16 protein-coding genes are annotated in these 16,464 nt (G+C 72.5%); 7 read left to right on the forward strand and 9 right to left on the reverse strand.

Annotated features, from left to right (window positions below):
* Nucleotides 1-13: 13 nt before the first annotated feature.
* From ACFWU6_RS02795 to ACFWU6_RS02805, 3 genes are all read left to right on the forward strand, one after another.
* Nucleotides 14-325: a hypothetical protein gene (locus tag ACFWU6_RS02795; protein WP_383977884.1), complete on the forward strand. Its 312-nt coding sequence runs from the start codon at nt 14-16 to the stop codon at nt 323-325.
* 122 nt (nt 326-447) lie between these two features.
* Nucleotides 448-840 carry a DUF3662 domain-containing protein gene (locus ACFWU6_RS02800; RefSeq protein WP_383805573.1) on the forward strand — a complete coding sequence of 131 codons (393 nt, stop codon included), beginning with the start codon at nt 448-450 and terminating at the stop codon, nt 838-840.
* 154 nt (nt 841-994) lie between these two features.
* Nucleotides 995-2,173, forward strand: a complete 1,179-nt coding sequence (locus ACFWU6_RS02805) for an ALF repeat-containing protein (protein ID WP_383805571.1) — start codon at nt 995-997, stop codon at nt 2,171-2,173.
* A gap of 29 nt (nt 2,174-2,202) precedes the next feature.
* Here ACFWU6_RS02805 and ACFWU6_RS02810 read toward each other — a convergent pair whose 3' ends face one another.
* The gene (locus ACFWU6_RS02810; RefSeq protein ID WP_383977887.1) at nt 2,203-4,392 is read right to left on the reverse strand and encodes a GAF domain-containing SpoIIE family protein phosphatase; all 2,190 of its coding nucleotides are present in this window, start codon (nt 4,390-4,392) and stop codon (nt 2,203-2,205) included.
* Nucleotides 4,393-4,553: 161 nt separating this feature from the next.
* Between ACFWU6_RS02810 and ACFWU6_RS02815 the strand changes: the two genes are divergently transcribed.
* Both ACFWU6_RS02815 and ACFWU6_RS02820 read left to right on the forward strand, forming a co-directional pair.
* Nucleotides 4,554-5,057 (forward strand): MarR family transcriptional regulator, encoded by a 504-nt coding sequence (locus ACFWU6_RS02815; RefSeq protein ID WP_383805567.1) that lies wholly within the window; start codon nt 4,554-4,556, stop codon nt 5,055-5,057.
* Between the two features lie 218 nt (nt 5,058-5,275).
* Nucleotides 5,276-6,472 carry a PP2C family protein-serine/threonine phosphatase gene (locus ACFWU6_RS02820; RefSeq protein WP_383805581.1) on the forward strand — a complete coding sequence of 399 codons (1,197 nt, stop codon included), beginning with the start codon at nt 5,276-5,278 and terminating at the stop codon, nt 6,470-6,472.
* On the opposite strand, the gene ACFWU6_RS02825 is transcribed toward ACFWU6_RS02820, so the two are convergent.
* The 6 genes from ACFWU6_RS02825 to ACFWU6_RS02850 all read right to left on the reverse strand — a co-directional run bounded on the left by ACFWU6_RS02825 (nt 6,469) and on the right by ACFWU6_RS02850 (nt 12,180).
* Nucleotides 6,469-6,900 carry a MarR family transcriptional regulator gene (locus ACFWU6_RS02825; RefSeq protein ID WP_383805566.1) on the reverse strand — a complete coding sequence of 144 codons (432 nt, stop codon included), beginning with the start codon at nt 6,898-6,900 and terminating at the stop codon, nt 6,469-6,471. The two genes, ACFWU6_RS02820 and ACFWU6_RS02825, sit on opposite strands and share 4 nt — an antisense overlap.
* A 164-nt stretch (nt 6,901-7,064) precedes the next feature.
* Nucleotides 7,065-8,273, reverse strand: coding sequence for a PP2C family protein-serine/threonine phosphatase (locus tag ACFWU6_RS02830; protein WP_383805564.1), 1,209 nt, complete (start codon nt 8,271-8,273; stop codon nt 7,065-7,067).
* Nucleotides 8,274-8,475: 202 nt separating this feature from the next.
* The gene (locus ACFWU6_RS02835; RefSeq protein WP_383977890.1) at nt 8,476-9,054 is read right to left on the reverse strand and encodes a MarR family winged helix-turn-helix transcriptional regulator; all 579 of its coding nucleotides are present in this window, start codon (nt 9,052-9,054) and stop codon (nt 8,476-8,478) included.
* Nucleotides 9,055-9,095: 41 nt separating this feature from the next.
* Nucleotides 9,096-9,521, reverse strand: a complete 426-nt coding sequence (locus ACFWU6_RS02840; RefSeq protein ID WP_383805561.1) for an STAS domain-containing protein — start codon at nt 9,519-9,521, stop codon at nt 9,096-9,098.
* Complete coding sequence (locus ACFWU6_RS02845; RefSeq protein ID WP_383805559.1) at nt 9,518-10,600, reverse strand: B12-binding domain-containing protein; 1,083 nt, start codon at nt 10,598-10,600, stop codon at nt 9,518-9,520. Before ACFWU6_RS02845 ends, ACFWU6_RS02840 begins: the two co-directional genes overlap by 4 nt.
* On the reverse strand, nt 10,597-12,180 hold the full coding sequence (locus tag ACFWU6_RS02850) for a PP2C family protein-serine/threonine phosphatase (protein ID WP_383977893.1): 1,584 nt from the start codon (nt 12,178-12,180) through the stop codon (nt 10,597-10,599). The genes ACFWU6_RS02845 and ACFWU6_RS02850 overlap by 4 nt, the downstream gene beginning before the upstream one ends.
* A 422-nt stretch (nt 12,181-12,602) precedes the next feature.
* Between ACFWU6_RS02850 and ACFWU6_RS02855 the strand changes: the two genes are divergently transcribed.
* Nucleotides 12,603-12,956 carry an STAS domain-containing protein gene (locus ACFWU6_RS02855; RefSeq protein ID WP_383805555.1) on the forward strand — a complete coding sequence of 118 codons (354 nt, stop codon included), beginning with the start codon at nt 12,603-12,605 and terminating at the stop codon, nt 12,954-12,956.
* Between the two features lie 39 nt (nt 12,957-12,995).
* Here the strand turns inward: ACFWU6_RS02855 and ACFWU6_RS02860 are convergent, their stop codons facing one another.
* Nucleotides 12,996-14,054 (reverse strand): VWA domain-containing protein, encoded by a 1,059-nt coding sequence (locus ACFWU6_RS02860; protein ID WP_383805553.1) that lies wholly within the window; start codon nt 14,052-14,054, stop codon nt 12,996-12,998.
* 498 nt (nt 14,055-14,552) lie between these two features.
* Complete coding sequence (locus tag ACFWU6_RS02865; RefSeq protein WP_383977897.1) at nt 14,553-15,836, reverse strand: MFS transporter; 1,284 nt, start codon at nt 15,834-15,836, stop codon at nt 14,553-14,555.
* 327 nt (nt 15,837-16,163) lie between these two features.
* Between ACFWU6_RS02865 and ACFWU6_RS02870 the strand changes: the two genes are divergently transcribed.
* On the forward strand, nt 16,164-16,373 hold the full coding sequence (locus ACFWU6_RS02870; RefSeq protein WP_383805550.1) for a hypothetical protein: 210 nt from the start codon (nt 16,164-16,166) through the stop codon (nt 16,371-16,373).
* Nucleotides 16,374-16,464 lie beyond the last annotated feature (91 nt).

Raw genomic sequence — 16,464 nt, forward strand, 5'->3', positions numbered from 1 at the left:
GTAGTGGGTCGGCATGGAACCGCTGAGCCCCGCCCCCCTTGCCCCGCGCGCGGTACGACAGCTGCGCCGCATCCGCACCGTGTACGCCGCCGGGATCGTCCTGTGGGCGGCCGGGGCCGCCCGGGAGGCCTGGGAGCATCCGGGGAGCCGTCAGATGTGGGCGTCCCTGGTGCTCCTGGCCCTGTTCACCGGGTTGCTGTCCCTCACCGTCGCGTCCCTCTGGCGCCACCGGGTGGCGCTGCGCGCCCGGATGGCGGCCCGTAAGGCGGCCCGGTCCAGGCCGTCGGCCTCCGCCGCCGTGCTGGCGTCGGGACGCCGGGGCTGATCCACCGCCCGGCCCCGTACGGTACGGGCCCCGTGCCCGGTACGGGCCCCGCGCCCGCTGCGCGGCCCGTACCGGAACGGGCGCGGGGCGGTAAGACGGCGTACCGCGGGCAGACGCGCACCATGAATGCCTTGAGTCGCTGGGAGCAAGCGGTCGAGCGCCGGCAGGACGCGCTCCTCGCCCGGATCCGCGGACACGGTCCGGTGGAGCTGGTGGAGGCGTTGCAGCGCGAGTGTGACGAGCAGATCGTGGTGTGCAGCCGCAGTCGTGTCGTAGCGCCCAACGCGTACGAGATCGACCTGCCTCCGGACATCTACCGGAAGATCGCCCGGCACGTCCGCAAGATCGGGCTACAGCTGACCGACGCCCTCGTGCGGCACGCCGAGGAGCGCGACTACGAGTGGGCCGGCCCGCTGGCGGTTAGACTGCGCTCCGCCGACCTGGAGGCCGGCGCCCGGTACCGGATCTCCAGCGCCGCAACACCGCACATCAGCGCGAACGCGTTCCCCGACTGACCGGCCCCGCACCACCCCCCGGCCGGACACCGTCCACCGTGTCCTCCGGCGCGGCCACCGCTCACTTCCGGTCCCGTTTCAGATGGACGGTACAACCATCGGCGCATCCGGAGAGTCGTAGGCCGGTAGGAACATTCTCCAGGGGGTTTTGTCTGTGAAGTTGTCCCGTATCGCCGCAGCGGTCACCACCGCTGCTCTGGCGCCGGCGGTTCTCCTCTCGTCTCCGGCCTTCGCCGCCGGCGCCGAGGCCGCCACCTCCGCCCCTCCGACGGCGCCGACCGCACCCGACCAGGCGGCGACGGACCAGGCCGGCAAGGACCGGGTGGAGCAGGACCGTAAGACCATCCTCGCGATCATCGCCGACCCGATGGCCAGCGAGTACATGAAGGAAGCCGGACGCAAGGCCATCGCCGACGGCCCCGCGGCAATGCGCGCCTTCATCGAAACCGACCAGCACAGCATCCGGCTCGACGACTACCGGGTGCTGCTCACCCGTCTCGGGAACGGTGCCGGGCCCGGCCTGAAGGAGGGCATCAACACGCTCCTCCGGGGCCATGGGAACACTCTGGCGCAGCTGCGCCACTTCTACGAGGTCACCCAGCACGAACTGCGCGACGACGACAACAAGGTCGACATCTCCAGGCTGATCGCCACCGCCGGCCCCGGCGTGAGGGAAGCGGGCAAGAAGGCCCTCAAGGGCACTCCCGCCGACCGGACCGCCTTCCTGAAGGCGGGACAGTACCTCGCCCAGGCCTCGGACGACCGGGTCGAACTCGCCCGCATCGACCAGGGCTGGGACGGCGCCATCCTGAGCGAGGCGATCAGCAGGCTCCTCAACGGTTCCCCGGCCCCGGCCGAGCTGCGCCGGTTCCTGGAGTTGACCCAGCACGAGCTGCGCGACCAGGACAACGGCGTCGCGATCGCCAGGATCATCGACGGTGGGGGACCGGAACTGGTCAAGGCCGGCCGCGCCGCGCTGAAGGGTACCGCCGCCGACCGCACCGCGTTCCTGCAAACGGGCCAGCACGAGGCGCGCGCCAGGGACAGGAAGGCCCAGCAGGAGAACGACAGGACCAAGGCCCAGCCGGCCCAGGACGAGCCCGGCAGCGGTTCGGGCTCCGGCGCCGGCTCGGACACCGGTCCCGGCACCGGTTCGGGCGGGAGCAGCGCCGGTAACACCACCCTCACCCCGCAGGGCGTCAGCGGTTCCCACCTCGCCACCACCGGCGCGGGGGACTCGGCGCTGATCGCCGGCGGTGCGGGCACCGTGCTGGTCGCCGGCGCGGGCCTCTTGCTCGCCGCGCGGATGCGCCGCGCCGCCTCCGCACGCTGACGCTGCCGTGCATCGGCCGTCGGGCGAATTCAGGTGATGCGCACGGCGAGGATGGCGATGTCGTCGCCGGGGGGTGTCGGTCCGTAGGTGACGATGGCGTTCTCGAGCGCCGCGACCGTGTCGGCGGCCGGTGCGCGCCGGGTGCGGGTGAGTACATCGCGTACGCCCTCCTCGCCGAGCATGTCGGCGCCTGACCGCCGTTCGGTGACGCCGTCCGTGTACAGCAGGAGAAGGTCGCCGGGATGCAGTTCGTGCTCGGTGGTGTGCAGCGCCGGGTCCTCGACGACCCCGAGGAAGGTCCCCGCCCTGCCGAGCCGGGCGATGGTTCCGTCGGCTCGGCGCAGGAGCGGGTGCGGGTGGCCGCCCAGGGCCAGGCGCAGCTGCGCGGGCGAGGCGGACAGGTCCAGCTCGGCGTAGGCGGCCGTGCAGAACCGCTGGGTGGGGCGGTCGTCGAGGATCGCGCTGTTGACGGCCAAGAGGACGGAGCGGGGGTCGGTGTGCCACCGTCCGGCGGCGCGCGCGGTGTGGCGTACCAGGCCGGTGAGTGCTGCGGCCTCCGGTCCCTTGCCGCAGACGTCGCCGATGGCCAGGGCCCACCTCGCCGGGCCGGTGCGGGCGACATCGTAGAAATCGCCCCCGACGAGGGTTCCGCTGTCTCCCGGGTGGTAGCAGGCGGCGACGTCCGCGCCGGGCATGTCGGGCAGGTCGGGCGGAAGCAGGCTCTGCTGCAGGTAGTGGGCGACCTCGCTCTGCAGGGTGAAGCGCCGGGCCCGGGCGACGGCTTGCGCCGCTCGGCGCGCGAGCTCCTGCGCGAAGGGGATGTCGCGTTCGGTGAACAGGGTCTGCGCGGGAGGCGCCTGGATCAGGACCATGGCGCCGATGACGGATCCGGACTGCGTCATGGGCACGGCCAGCCAGGATGCCGCGGGCATGAGCTCGTGGAGCGCGGAGCGGTGCTCCGGTGTCCGGGCGAGCCGGTCGAGGGTGCGCGAGACGTCGGTGACCAGTTCGTGCCGTCCGGTACGGATGACCGCGCCCACCCCGCCCTCCGCGTCCAGTCGCGGGGGGAAGGCGTCGAGCAGGGCGCGCAGGGCCTCCTGCTGCGCGGGATCCCGGTGGGCCAAGGCGGCCAGGGTCGGCTGCCCGGTCCGGTCGACGACGTGGATCAGGCAGCCGTCGGCGATCCGCGGTACGACGGCGGCCACCATGTTGTCGAAGGTGGCGCCGGGGTCGAGGGACGCGGCCAGCACCGTGCTGACCTCGGCGAGCGCCTCGAGCTGGGCCTGCTTGTCGGCGGCTTCCTGGTGGAGCCGCGTGCGCTCGATGGCCTGGGCGCACTGCCCGACCAGGGCGTTGAGGAAGCCGCGTTCGGAGTCGGTGAAGTCGTGGCGCACGTCGAAGTGGAAGCTGACGGCACCGAAGTGCCGTGCCTCCACCGCCAGCGGCAGGACAGCGGTCGAGTGGTGCCGCCCGTCGAAGAAGGGGGCGGCTTCGGGAAACGCCCTCGTCCGTTCGGCGGGGTCGGCGAAGAACAGGGGGCGTCCGGTTCTGGCGGTGTGCGCCATGGGGTAGGGCGCAGTGACGCTGAACGGGGCGGGGAGCTGCGGTTCCCGTGTCCCGTCGTGGATGTGCCGCACGGTGTACTGGTCGCTGCACGGCTCGTCGAGGACCGCGGCGCCGGCCGTCGCCCCTGTGGCGGGCATGATCTGCCCGGTCAGGATCTCCATGACCGAAACGAGGGTTCCGGCCGCGGCGAGTGCGGCGGTGACCTGGGCCAGCAGCTCGGCCCTGAGGACACGTTCGCTGTGGTCGCGCAGCACCCACAGCAGACGATCCGCCCCCACGCGCGTGGCGTGGTACTCGTAGTCCGCCGCCCGGTAGGTGCTCGCCTGGGTCCAGTGGAACGTCCCCTGCTCCGCCCTCCCGGTGTCCAGTACGCGCATGCACGCGGCGAAGGAGCCGTTCTGGACCATCTGGGGCCACAGCTCGCTGCACAGGCCGCCCAGGGGTGCGACGCCGTCCGGCTGCCCGGCCCACGCGGCCGCGTTCATGTACTCCAGCCGCATGTCCACCGCCGCGCCGGCCGCGTCCCGAACGGCGACGGACACCGTCACGGCGTCGGGCAGGCACTCGAAGACCTCGCCGAGCCCGCCGGGGGTGTCGCGAGGCGTCGCCCCCGGGGGAGAGGCGCCGGCCGCCCCGTGTCCTGACGTGACCATGTGCGCAACTCCCGCTGCTCCGCGCTGCAGAACAGCGGATCCGTCTGATCGGTCCACCGAAGGCAACTGTTGTCGTATGGAAAGTGTCGCTCATGCACGCGGGATACGGGAAGGGGGGGGTCAGGCCTGACAAACGGGCGCTCGGGTGACACAGTGGTGCGATGCCCCGAGCCTTGCACTCCCTTGCCGCTGAGCAGGAGGCTCTGGCCGCGTGTGCTGTCGCGGAACTGCTCGAGGTCCTGTGGCGGCCCAGCCAGAATGCCGCCGCCGTCGCCTCCGTCCCGCCGTCGCAGCTGCGTGCGCTGACCATCATCGAGCAGCGGGCCGGGATCAATCTGCGCGATCTCGGAGAGGCGCTGGGGTCGACCGCGCCGGCGGTCAGCCGCCTCTGTGACCGCCTGGAGGCGGCAGGCCTGCTGCAGCGTTCTCGCGTCAGGGCGAACCGGCGGGAACTGGAGCTGAACCTGAGCCGGCGGGGACACGCCGTCCTGGCGGACACCCGCGCCCTCCAGGCGCAGAAGACCGCCGAGGTGTTGCAGCGGATGTCCCCCCAGCACAGGCGGGTCCTGGCCGAAGGGCTTGCGGCCTTCCGCGACGCGGCCGCCGCCCACATCGGCGTCGGCGCCGGGCCGGCCGGTGAAGACGACCTGTCGGACACCGCCTGAGCCCAGCGGCGGTCCCGCGCCCGTCGGCCGTAGCGGTCCACACCGGCCCATACCGGTCCACCAGCCTCCCCGGCCGTGAAGCGGCGGCGGCTCGATGCGACGGCGGGGCCTGGCCGCGGAGACCCCGCGGAGAGATGATGACAGGACGTGCCCTGCGCGGCGCCGGCCAGGGCTCCCCGCCCGCCCGCGCCCGCCGGGCCGCAACGAGGGAAGAGGGCATGCGCAACCACTCCGAAGCCTGGCTGGGCGCCGCAGAGGGCGCGCTCCGTGCCGCCCCTCCCACGGCGCTGCTGTCCGCAGCGCGCACGTTGCTGTGCACCTTCGTTCAGGCGAGCGAGGTCACGGTACTGCTGGCGGACTACGGACTGTCGGTGCTGCAACCGGTCACGCACCTGCCGGACACCGGAACACAGGTGCCCGTCCGCGACGGGGCTCCGGCCGGCCGGGCCTTCTCCGCCCAGACGCCCGTGTGGGAGGTGGCGCCCGACCCCGGCACCGTCGTCGTCCACCTGCCGATCACCGTCCGGGGCGATCGGCTGGGCGTGCTCTCCGTGCGGCTCCCGGAACCCGCCGAGGGCGCCCCCACGGTGGGGGAGCTGGCGGCCTTCGCCACCGCGCTCGGCCACGAGCTGGTGGTGGCCGGCCGGGACACGGACCTCTATCTGCGGGCCCGCCGCCGCAAGCGGCTCACGCTGGCCGCGGAGATGCAGTGGCAGCTGCTGCCCGGCCGCGGCTTCAGCGCGCCGGAGTACACCCTGGGCGGCCACCTGGAACCGGCGTACGCCATCGGCGGCGACAACTTCGACTGGAGTGCCACCGACGACGCCCTGACCCTCACGGTCACCGACGGGCAGGGTCAGGGCATCGACGCCGCGCTGCTGACGAACCTCGCCGTCAGCGCCCTGCGCAACGCCCGCCGGGCCGGCGTGTCCCTGGAGGACCAGGCCTGCCTGGCCGACCAGGCGATCTACGCCGAATACGGCGGAGAACGCTACGCACCGTCCCTCCTGCTGCGCTTCGACCTGGCCACAGGGCAGGCGCAGGCCGTGGAGGCGGGATCACCCCAGCTGTTCCGGCTCCGCGGCGACACCGTGCGGCAGGTGACGTTCGAAGCCCAGACACCGCTGGGCATGTTCGAGGAGACCGACTACCGGCAGCAGCGGTTCTCCGTCGCCCCGGGCGATCGGCTGGTGATGGTCAGCAGCGGCGTCCACGGCCATACGTCGTCGGACGGCAGCTCCTTCGGCGAGCGAGCCCTCAAGGAGACCATCGCCGCCACGCGGCGCTCCTCGGCGCACGAGTCCGCCCGGGCGCTCGTCGACGGCCTCATCCAGTACCACGGCAGCTCCGACCTGCCCCAGGACGCCGTCGTCGTCTGCATGGACTGGCACGGCAGGCCGCAGCCCGCAGCCTAGTCGGCGCGTTGCTCGGGAGGGACGTCCATCGCCTCGGTGAAGGCGCGCAGCCCTGCCAGCAGGTAGCGGCGCTGCTCGGCGGACATGCCGCTCAGTACGGCACGCAGGGCCCGGGAGCGGCGCTCGTACAGATGGTCCACCGCTTCGCCGCCGTGTGCCGTGAGGACCAGCCCGACCTCACGCCGATTGTCCGTGCTCCGCTCACGTCGCAGCAGACCGGCGGCTTCGAGCCGGTCGCAGAGCCTGCTGGCGGCGGGCGCTCCCGCCCGGACCTCCTCGGCCAACCGGGTGAGGTTGATACCCGGATTGCCCTGTATGACCGTCAATGCCCGGAGCTGCAGGTTCGACAGCCGCGGAGAGGCGCTGTGGGCGGTCCGGTCCCAGAGGTCCACGAGCACGGCCGCGGCTACGGCAACCTCCCGCGCCATAGCGGCCAGAGGGTCTCCGGGCGGTCCCGCACGGTCCATGGTGGCCGTCACTCCCAACAAGCAGGTGCACCCCTTCGGGCCACACCGCCGGTGACGGCTCTTCGACTGAACGGGATACACCCCTTCTGCCCACTACGGCCAAAGTATCCCTGTCCGACGCCACCCTAGTGAGGTGACCGGGCGTCCTGGCCGTCCGCCGGAGGCCGGCCGAACCAGTCGAGGCACGTCACCAGGGCATCGTCCTCCGCGGCGGCGTCGCGGTAGGCCGCCAGCTCCTCCAGGATCGCCCGGGGCACCGCGGCGGCCGGCAGAAGGCTGGTGGCATGGATGGCACGGGCCAGCGCACGCTCGCTGTACGCCACCCCGCCCCTGTCCGCGGCCCCGTACACGCCGTCGCTGACGAAGACCAAACGGTCCCCGGGCAGCGCCTCGAAGTCCTGGGCCGCATACGGCGACTCCTCGAACATCCCCAGCGGGAGCTGCGCCTCGAAATGGACTCTCTCCACCGCCCTGTCCCGGTACCGCCACAGCTGTGGCGAACCGGCGTCCACGACCTGGCCGCGCCCCGTGGCCAGCTCCAGGCAGAGCAGGAGCGTCGAGACGTACTCCTGCCCGTGGTACTGCCCGTAGACGGCCTGGTCCGCCAGCGCGGCCTGGTCCGCGATGCCGACCCCGGCCCTCCTGGCGTTGCGCAGGGCGTTGATCGCGAGGTTGGTCAGGAGGGAGGCCTGGATTCCCTCGCCCATCCCGTTGGTGACGGTCATGGTGAGGGTCTCGGAGGTGGTGGACCAGTCGAAGTTGTCGCCGTGGATGTCGTAGGCGGGCTCCAGCTGCGCCCCGATGGCGTACTCCGGGCGGGCACACGCCCGGCCGGGCAGCAGCTGCCACTGCATCTCGGCGGCCAGGGTGAGCCGGCTCGCCCGCCGGGCCTGCAGATACAGGTCGGTGTCCCGTTCCGCCACGATGATCTCGTGGCCCAGCAGTTCCGCGAGGTCCGTGAGCTCTCCGACGGTCTCGGGCGTGCACAGGTCCTGGGGCATGCGCACCGTCAGGATGCCCAGGCGGTCGCCCCGTACGGTCACCGGCAGGTGGAGGTCCAAGGCGTTGCCCTCGGCGGAGAGCTGCCCGTACGGCGCCTGGCTGCCGAAGGCCCGGCCCTCCGGCGTGGCCTGCACCGGCAGCGGTTCCGCGGTGTGCGGCAGCGCCGTGACCTGCTGGAGGACGCTCAGGCTGTAGTCGGCCATCAGCAGGTCGACCGCGAGAGCCCCGTAGTGCGTGATGAGGGCGGACCGTACCGTTTGGAGGAGGTCGTGCGGCGCAGCCGTGCGCAGAGCGCGCTCCACAGCCAGGAACATCGTCATCGTGAGCGTCATTTCTCCGAGAAGCGGCCGTACGATCGGGCAGCCCGCCGAGGCGACCGCCGGTGCGAGGCGGTCGCGCTCGATGTGCCTCCTGCGAACCGCCTCCCCGTCGCAGACCACTGTTCATCGTTTTAAAAGTTGTCATGAGACAACTGTGATCTCACTCTATCTCCTGTGACCGCCGCGGACGAAGTCGATCCACGAGAGCGGGCGCTCAGGCCGCGGGGTTCTCCTGCCCGGGGAAGCCGCCGGTCGTCGTGATGCCGTGCTCCAGGGCCGCGAGCCCCGTGGCGAGTGCGCGCCGGCTGTCGGCGGTCATCGCGTCGAGGGCCCGGGCGAACGCCTGCTCGCGCTGCTCCCGAATCCGGGCGAGGTGCCTCTCCCCGGCCGGCGTCAGTCTGAGGGTGAGCTCGCGGCCGCTGTCGGGGCAGGGGTGGCGTCGCAGGAAGCCGGCGGCTTCGAGCCGGTCGCACAGCCGGGTCACCGAGGGGCCGGCCGCGCCGAGGAGCCGGGCCAGGGCGCGCATGCGGATGCCGGGCTGGCGGCCGACGAGGGACATCAGGCGCAGCTGTCCGGTCGAGACCGGCGATTGCGCGGAGGCCTGGCGGGCCTTCTCGTACACGACGTCGAGGATTTCGGCGATGTCGCTGAGGGAGCGCGCCGTGTCGGGGGACGTGCCGGGCGGCGCGGAGGCAGGGACGGGCGTCTGCGTTTCCTCCGCGACCGCATCCTCCACGACCGAGCGTGCTGCGTCGGGGTCGATCCTGCGGGGCCCGAAGGCCGGTACGGGCATCTGCGTTCTTTCTGCACGAGCGGGTCGTCCGCCGGTGCCGGTCAGGTGGTGGTGTCGGCTCCGCCGGATCGGGCGGGTACGGGTTCCGAGCCGCCGGGCGCCGGCTCCGCCGCAAAGGACGCGGGCCGGGTCCCGGCGCGGCGGCCGGTGAGGTGGTCGAGGGTGCCGGTGACCTTCAGCATGCGGTCGAGCCGTGGCGGCCGGCCGTGCAGGTACAGGCCCACGCCCGCCCCGTCGGTGAGCCGGCGGACCATCAGCAGCGTCGACAGCCCGCTGGAGTCGAGCGCGACGATCCCCCCGCAGTCCAGGTGCAGGTCACGCCGTCCCTCCGGCTCGGCCAGCACGCTGGTGACGACGTCCAGCAGGGCATCGGCGTTCTGGTGGTCGAAGTTGCCGTGGAGCGCGATGCGGACGGCGCCGTCCGCGTCCGCGCGGGTGAGGCGCAGCGGACCGGACGGGGAAGTCATTCGGTGGCTCCTGTGACGGCGAACGGGGAGGAGGTCAGCCGCTCGGTGGCGCGGCGGAGGATGTCGGTGGCCCGGGGGAAGTCCCTCAGCTCGCGGCCGAGGACGTGCAGCCCCGGCGGCAGGCTCAGGGCGGGGACACCGCGTGCTTCGAGGACGCCCGCGGTCCAGAGGAGGAAGCGGGAGAACAGCTCGGCGTCGCCGGTGTAGAGGGCGACGCCGAGGAACTCCACGATGTGGGCCAGGTCCTCGGCCGTGCGCTCCCGCTGGGCCTCGTCGTAACCGCGCATCGCCGGGTACGCCGCTTCCAGCCCGGCGAAGACCGTCCGTACGAGCTGGGGGCGGGTGCGGGTGACGAGGGTGTACTCCTGGTCGGCCAGGTGCGGCAGGTCGTCGATGGGCTGGTGGTCCGGCTGCGGGCGGGGCGGCGGCCGGTGCTCCAGCAGGTCGGCGGCCGCCCGGGCGTCGGGCGCCCAGGCGTCCGCGCCCAGCAGGCGGGCGTACTCGCCGTCGGGCCCGAAGGCGGCTCCGCCCACGAGGACCGGTGTTCCGGCGGCCTGGCAGGCGGTGATCGTCGCATGTGCGGTCGGCAGCCGGGTCGCCATCGAACTCGACAGGGCGACGACGTCCGGCCCGGTCCGGTGGAGGTGCGCGACCAGGTGCGGCGTCGGGACGTGCGCGCCGAGGTAGTCCACCCGCCAGCCCCGCAGCTTCAGGACCTCGGCGAGGAGCCGCGCCGGCAGCCCGTGCCACTCCCCGTCCACGCACGCCACCACGACCCGCCCGCGCGACGGCTTCCCGGCAGCTGCCGGATGGCCGGCGACGACGGCCGCGGCGCGCTCGTTGATGGCGGTGGCGGCATGTTCCTGCGCGACCGATATCCGGTTGCCGGCCCACTCCCCGCCGACCCGCCCCTGCACCCGGGCGATCACGTCGAGCAGGACGTCCTCCGGGGCCGCCCCGGCGTCCAGGGCGTGGCGGACCACAGCGGTCGCCGTCCGCTCGTCGCCGGCCAGGACCGCGTCCCAGAGCCGGGCCGCGTGTTGTTCGAGCGCCGCAGCGCCCGTCGGATCGGCTATCACGCGGTGAACCTGCCCCTCGTGTGTCCGCCCACCGCACTCAGGTGGTTGGTCCGGGGCGCGGAGATCACCACCACGGCCATGTCATCGTGGCTGCCGGCGCCGACCCACTCGGAGGCGAGCATCTGCACCTGCTCGACCACCGCCGCCGCCGGCATCCCGGCGCACTCCGCCAGCGCCTGCTTGAGCCGCGCCTCACCGAACAGGGCGCCGCCCAGCGGGCCGCCGCGGGCCTCGGTGATCCCGTCCGTGTAGAGCACGCACGTCTCGCCGGGCGCGAGCGTCACCTCGGCCGTCTCGGCGGTTACCTCGGGCAGCGCACCGACCAGCGTGCCGTGGGTCGGTGCCTCTTCGACACGGCCGTCGGCGCGCAGGATCAGCGGCGCGGGATGCCCCGCGCTCGTCAGCCGCAGCCGCACCGTGTTCTCCTCGCGGACCGCGGAGGCGAGCACCAGCGTCGCGAAGCGGGCGTTGTGGGTGCTCAGCAGCGCCGTGTTCAGCAGGCTCAGCATCCGCTGGTGGTCATCGGCCATGGGCAGCAGGGCGTGCAGGGTGTTGCGGATCTTCCCGGTCATCACCGCGGCTTCCAGACCCTTGCCGCACACATCCCCGAGGACGACCAGCGACGCGTCTCCCTCCACCGCCGCGGGGTGGACGTCGTAGAAGTCCCCGCCGATCCGTTCATGGTCCAGGGAGGGCCGGTAACCGCCCGCGTACTCCACGCCGGACACCTGGTGGAGCAACGGCGGCAGCAGGTCCCGCATCAGCGTTTCGCTCAGCGATGCCTGCTCCGCGTACAGCCGCGCAGCCGACATCGCGGCGCCCGCCCGCGCGGCGAACAGGCGGGCGAAGACCTCCTCGCCCTCGGTGAATCCGGCGCTGCCCGCACGGCGAAGCAGCACCAGGGCGCCCGCGGGGACACCGTGCCCGGGCAGCGGTGTGATCACGATCGACCCCACCGTGCCGAATCCGTCGGGGACCAGCCACGCCGGAGCGGTGGCGGGGTCGATCCAGCGGGACGGCACCGGCGGGAACCCCTGGAGCGCCTCGGCCAGTCCCGGCACCGCATGCGGACGGGCAGCCACACGGGACAAGACCGGCGTCCCGCCGCGGACACACGACACGATCGGCAGCTCCCGGCCACGCGAGGGGGCGATCACCAGCGCGGCGTCGGCAAGGTGCTCGGCGGCCATCTGCGCCGTGACGTCCATGCACCGTTCCAGGTTCAGCGAGGACAGCAGCAGATTCGACGCCTGCGCCAGAAAGGCCGTGCGTTCCCGCTCCATCCGCAGCGCCTCACGGGCCAGGCGGTGATCGGTGTCGTCGACCAGCCACCACACCACCGTGCCGTCGTCGTGGACCGTCGGATGCGCTTCGTACGAGCGGTCACCGACCGGACCCTGGACGAGAGCGCCCCGGTCCGCCTCGGGGGCCGGCGCCGCATCCCGCGCACGACGGAGGGTGTGGGCCGCGGACAGCCACGCGGGGACCGAGCCCGCCATGGGCGCCCCGGCGCGGGCGTCGGGGAAGAGGAGGCCGGCAACCGCGTTGGCGGACAGCAGGATTCCCTGGTCGTCGGCCACAAGCACGGGGTAGGGGGCCTCACTCCACGGTACGCGCACCGCAAGGGCTGCTTCCTGGCTGGGATTCACCAAACGTCGAGGGCCCGCTGGGCGAACCCCTCACCTCATCGTGTCGAAGAAGATACTTGCCTTGCGGCAACCATCCTCCATCCGCCACCCTCCTGGCAACCGGGCGCCCCCCGCCCCGCCGTCCTGCACCCCATGCCCACCAAGGGCACACACCATCTCCACCGACGGGAACGGAGTGAGAGATGCCACTCTCCGCCGAGGGAACCCAGCAGAGCCGCCTGCCCCTCGGGTACGGTCCTGGCAGGCCCGGGAGGCTCCCCCGGGCCGCCGGCGGCACGAGCGGACGCCCGTCGGCCGCTTCCCGCAGGCGCCGTACGGGACACACCCGCCCGCTCATGTAGGAGGATGTCGAGATGATCGGAGACCGAGAAGAGACGGTGGTCAGCGAGACCACGCCCGACGGCACGACCGTCATCCGCCTGCGGGGCGATCTGGACGACGACAGCGCGCCCTCCCTGACCCGCGCCCTGGCCGCCGCGGCGGCGGGCACGTCCTCGCGCACGGTGGCCGACCTGTCCGGGGTGCGCTTCGCGGACTCCTCCGCGCTCCACGCCCTGCTCGAAGCCCAGCAGGCCCATGCGGCCACCGGAACGGCGCTCGTTCTCGCGGGCCCGCTGCAGACCGGGGTCCGCCGCCTGTTCGAGGTCACCGACACCGGGTCCGCTTTCCGCTGGGCGGACAGCGTGCGGGACGGGATGACACCCTGACGACCGCAGGCCGGGCTGCCGCCCGCGCCCCGGAATCGGTCAGACCATGATGAGCAGGCGCGTCTTCGGCTTGAGCTTCCTGTTCACCGAGCGGCTCTGGACGTAGACCTCCAGCTTGGGATTGCGCCCCGCCTTCACCGATACCGTCCCCTGGATGCCCGTGCCGAACAGGAGGCTGCGTGCCGCGTCGCCCGTGTACGCGCGGTCGGTGTCCTTCTCGACCACGATGACCTCCTTGTCGGGCTGCACCTGCACCCGGGTGCCCAGCTGGTAGTAGCACGAACCACGCTCGTAGGTGACGCCCGGATGCGAATCGACGAAGGAGCGGATCTCGACCTCGGTGTCGACCTTCAGGAGCCGGTACTTGTCCGCCGGGACCGGTTCGAGGGTCGCCCGCACGTCGTCGACGGATATGTCCTGGCCGACGGCGAACAGGTTCTTCGTGCCGCGCACGCCCTGTTCGCGGCCGCGGAGGAAGTGGGTGGCGGCGGCGCGTACGGTGCCGATCGCCTCCTCGACCCCCTCCTTGGAATCCGCGTCCCAGACGGCGATGTTCCCGGCCGGGAAGCCGTAGTTCTGCGCGGTGCGCTTCGCCAGGGAGTTCGGCACGAGGATCGCCGAAGTCCAGTGGCCGGGGAGCGATCCCATCTTCGCCGCGATCTTGTCGAGCCAGGGGCCCAGGACGGCCATGTCCCCGTCGTGCCGCCGGTCGCCGCCGGAGGCGTTCTCCTCGCCGTCCGTCACCACGATCTGGAGGAAGCTGTGCTCGCCGTACGCCTCCCAGATGTGGCCCAGGTCGTCCAGGGACTTCAGGGAGGCCTCGATCAGGGCCGTGGCGCCGTTCTTGACCTTGTAGAGGCCGCGCATGGACGGCAGGTGCTTCACGTCCATGTCCCAGACCAGATTCTCCACCGTGTGGTCGAAGGAGTAGAGGCTGATCCGGGTCTCGTGACCGAGGCTGTCCGACTCGGCCTTCAACCCCGCCACGAACTCGTCCACCACACGCACCAGTTGACTCTGGTGCTGATGCATGGACCCGGAACAGTCCACTACCAGCGCGACGTGGTTGACCTTGTGCTGGATCTTGTTGGTGGACATGTTTCCACTCCTTCTCCGTGGCTCCCCGAGTGACGTCTTCACACTAGGGGGCGGCACTGACAACGGACCTTGACGGACGATCACCGCTCGTCCGCTCGTCGCGGGCGTGCGGCTGGACCGCTGGGGGAGGCCGCCGCGACTGCCGATCGGGTACGCATTGCACCGACATGCCGGCTGATGGTGGCGCTCTGCGCCGCGGCCATCCACGGGAGCGGCGCGGCCGTCCCGACGGTTGGCGGAGACCGTCCGCGGCCGGTCGTCGTGTTCGGCCCGGGCGCGCCCACCGGCACGAGCCGCCCGCACGACCCGGCCGGCGTCGATCGGTCCCAGGTGCAGCAGTTGGGCGCGCCGCAGGCGTTCGGTGGTGAGCCGGTCGCTACCGGCCGCCGGATGGGCCTTCAGCCCGCACACGGGGGACACCCATCTGCGGCGCATGTGCAGGCAAGGCGAGGACGGTCTACCGCACCCAACTGACCCACATCGCATGCTGAAGCGGGTCTACGCATGGGGCCGCCGACAAGGCGGCGGGTCCGGCCGGTCCCGAGAGGCAGGAGCGGACACCGCCGTCGACGGGGTGCCGGAGCCGGACATCGCGGCCATGGCGTCCAACCGCCGCAGGCTGGACCGCCGTTGAGCGACGGACAGTCCCGCCACCGCCGCACCCAGTGCCAGCCAGCCCGTCGGCCCGGCCGCCATTACCACGCCGGTGAGGAGCAGCGGGCCGACGGACTTCTGTACGGACTGGGCCATGCCCGCCACCCCGAGGTAGGACGCCCGCGCTTCCCGGGGCGCGAGCGAAACCGCCAGCTCCCAGGAACTCACCGAACGCATCAGCTCCGCCGCGGTGGCCAGCGCCGCCGCGGCCAGCAGGGCGATGGAGGCGGCCCAGGCGCCGCCCCCGGGGGCGAGGGCCAGGAGCACGCAGCACGCGAGTGTCGTGACCCCGTACAGGGCGATCGCGCTCGCGGCCTGCCGAGGCCCTTCGACCCTGGCCGACACGTGCAACTGGAGGAGGACGACGAGCACGGTGTTGACGACGAGGAAGGCCGGGACCAGTGCGTGTGGCGCGTCGGTGTGCCCCACCAGCCACAGGGGCAGTCCGACACCCAGGATCGAGTCGTCCAGGTTCATCGGGATGTCCAGCAGGACGAACCGGAGGTATCCCCGGTCCCGCCACGGGCGCGCAGCGGCGGGCCGCGCGGCCGCCGGCGTCACCGGTCCGTCGGACCGCGCGGCCACGTGTCCGTGGCCGCGCGGCTCCCGGGTGCGCCGGACCAGGGCGGCGGCCACGAGGAAGGACAGTGCGTTGGCCAGGATCAGGGCGTCGTAGGCGCTGCGGGTGCCGATGAGGAGCCCGACGGCCGCGATGCCGGCGCCGAGCGCGTAACCCGCGTTCGCCGCGCTGCGCGAGAGCGCCTGGTAGGTGGCGCGCTCCTTGCCGGCTGCCTGCGTGGCGAAGAGCATCTCCAGGGTCTTGGCCGCGCGGTCGCCCAGGTAGGTCAAGGCCACGACGGCCAGCAGGACCTCGAAGCGGGTGACGAAGAGCAGGGTGCATACGGTCCCGAGCCGCAGGAGGTGGCACCCGATCAGCAGGGACCGCACCGGGAACCGGCCGGCCAACTGCCCCGCCAGCGGCGAGCCGGCGATGCCCGCCACCGCGGCGGCGCCCAGCAACAGGCCCAGTTGCCCTGCGTCCAGGCCGACCACGAAGGTGAAGAACAGGACCGAGGACGCGGCCCACATGCCGGTGCCCGCCCGGTCCACCGACTGGGCGAGCAGCATGATCCGGGCGTCCCGGCCGCCGGGTGGCCGCCGCAACCGGGCCACCAGCCCGGCCCCACCCCGCCGATCCTCCCGGCTCCCCGCACCGCGCCGCCCCATCTCACGCCTCCGAGCCCCATGGAAGTATCTCGATGTCGAGATACTTGCCGACAGCCTGCCCGAGATGAATCTTGACGTCAAGACACTTGCGTGCGGATCGCCGATACCGCCGTGCCGCGGCGTGGGCGGGGGAGGCGGAGGGCGGGGTACGGATGGCCCGCTGGTCGGCATGCCCAGGCTCTGCTTCAACCCGGTGACGTACTTCGAATCCACCCGCGCCGTACCGGCGTGCGCTTGCGGATGTGGGGCCTGGCCGGACGCGGCCCGTTCCTGAGCGGGCACGACCGGAAGGCGCTGCACGAGCGGGTCGCCAGGGTCGGCACCGTCCACCAGCTCGTCGAATGGTTCGACCGCACTCCCACCGAACGCGCCGGGGTCATGGCGTCGGACATCCTCGGTTCGGGTCAGGCCCGCGATCTTCCGTGTGAGCCAGGGTGACGTGTGCCGTGCCGGATCGTTTCAGCTGGCATGAACCCCAAATTCCGTGTTCCTCCGTCCGGCTCCGGAGTGCGGACCGCGCGACGCGCCC

This window comes from Streptomyces sp. NPDC058674 (assembly GCF_042716505.1).
Lineage (GTDB): Bacteria > Actinomycetota > Actinomycetes > Streptomycetales > Streptomycetaceae > Streptomyces.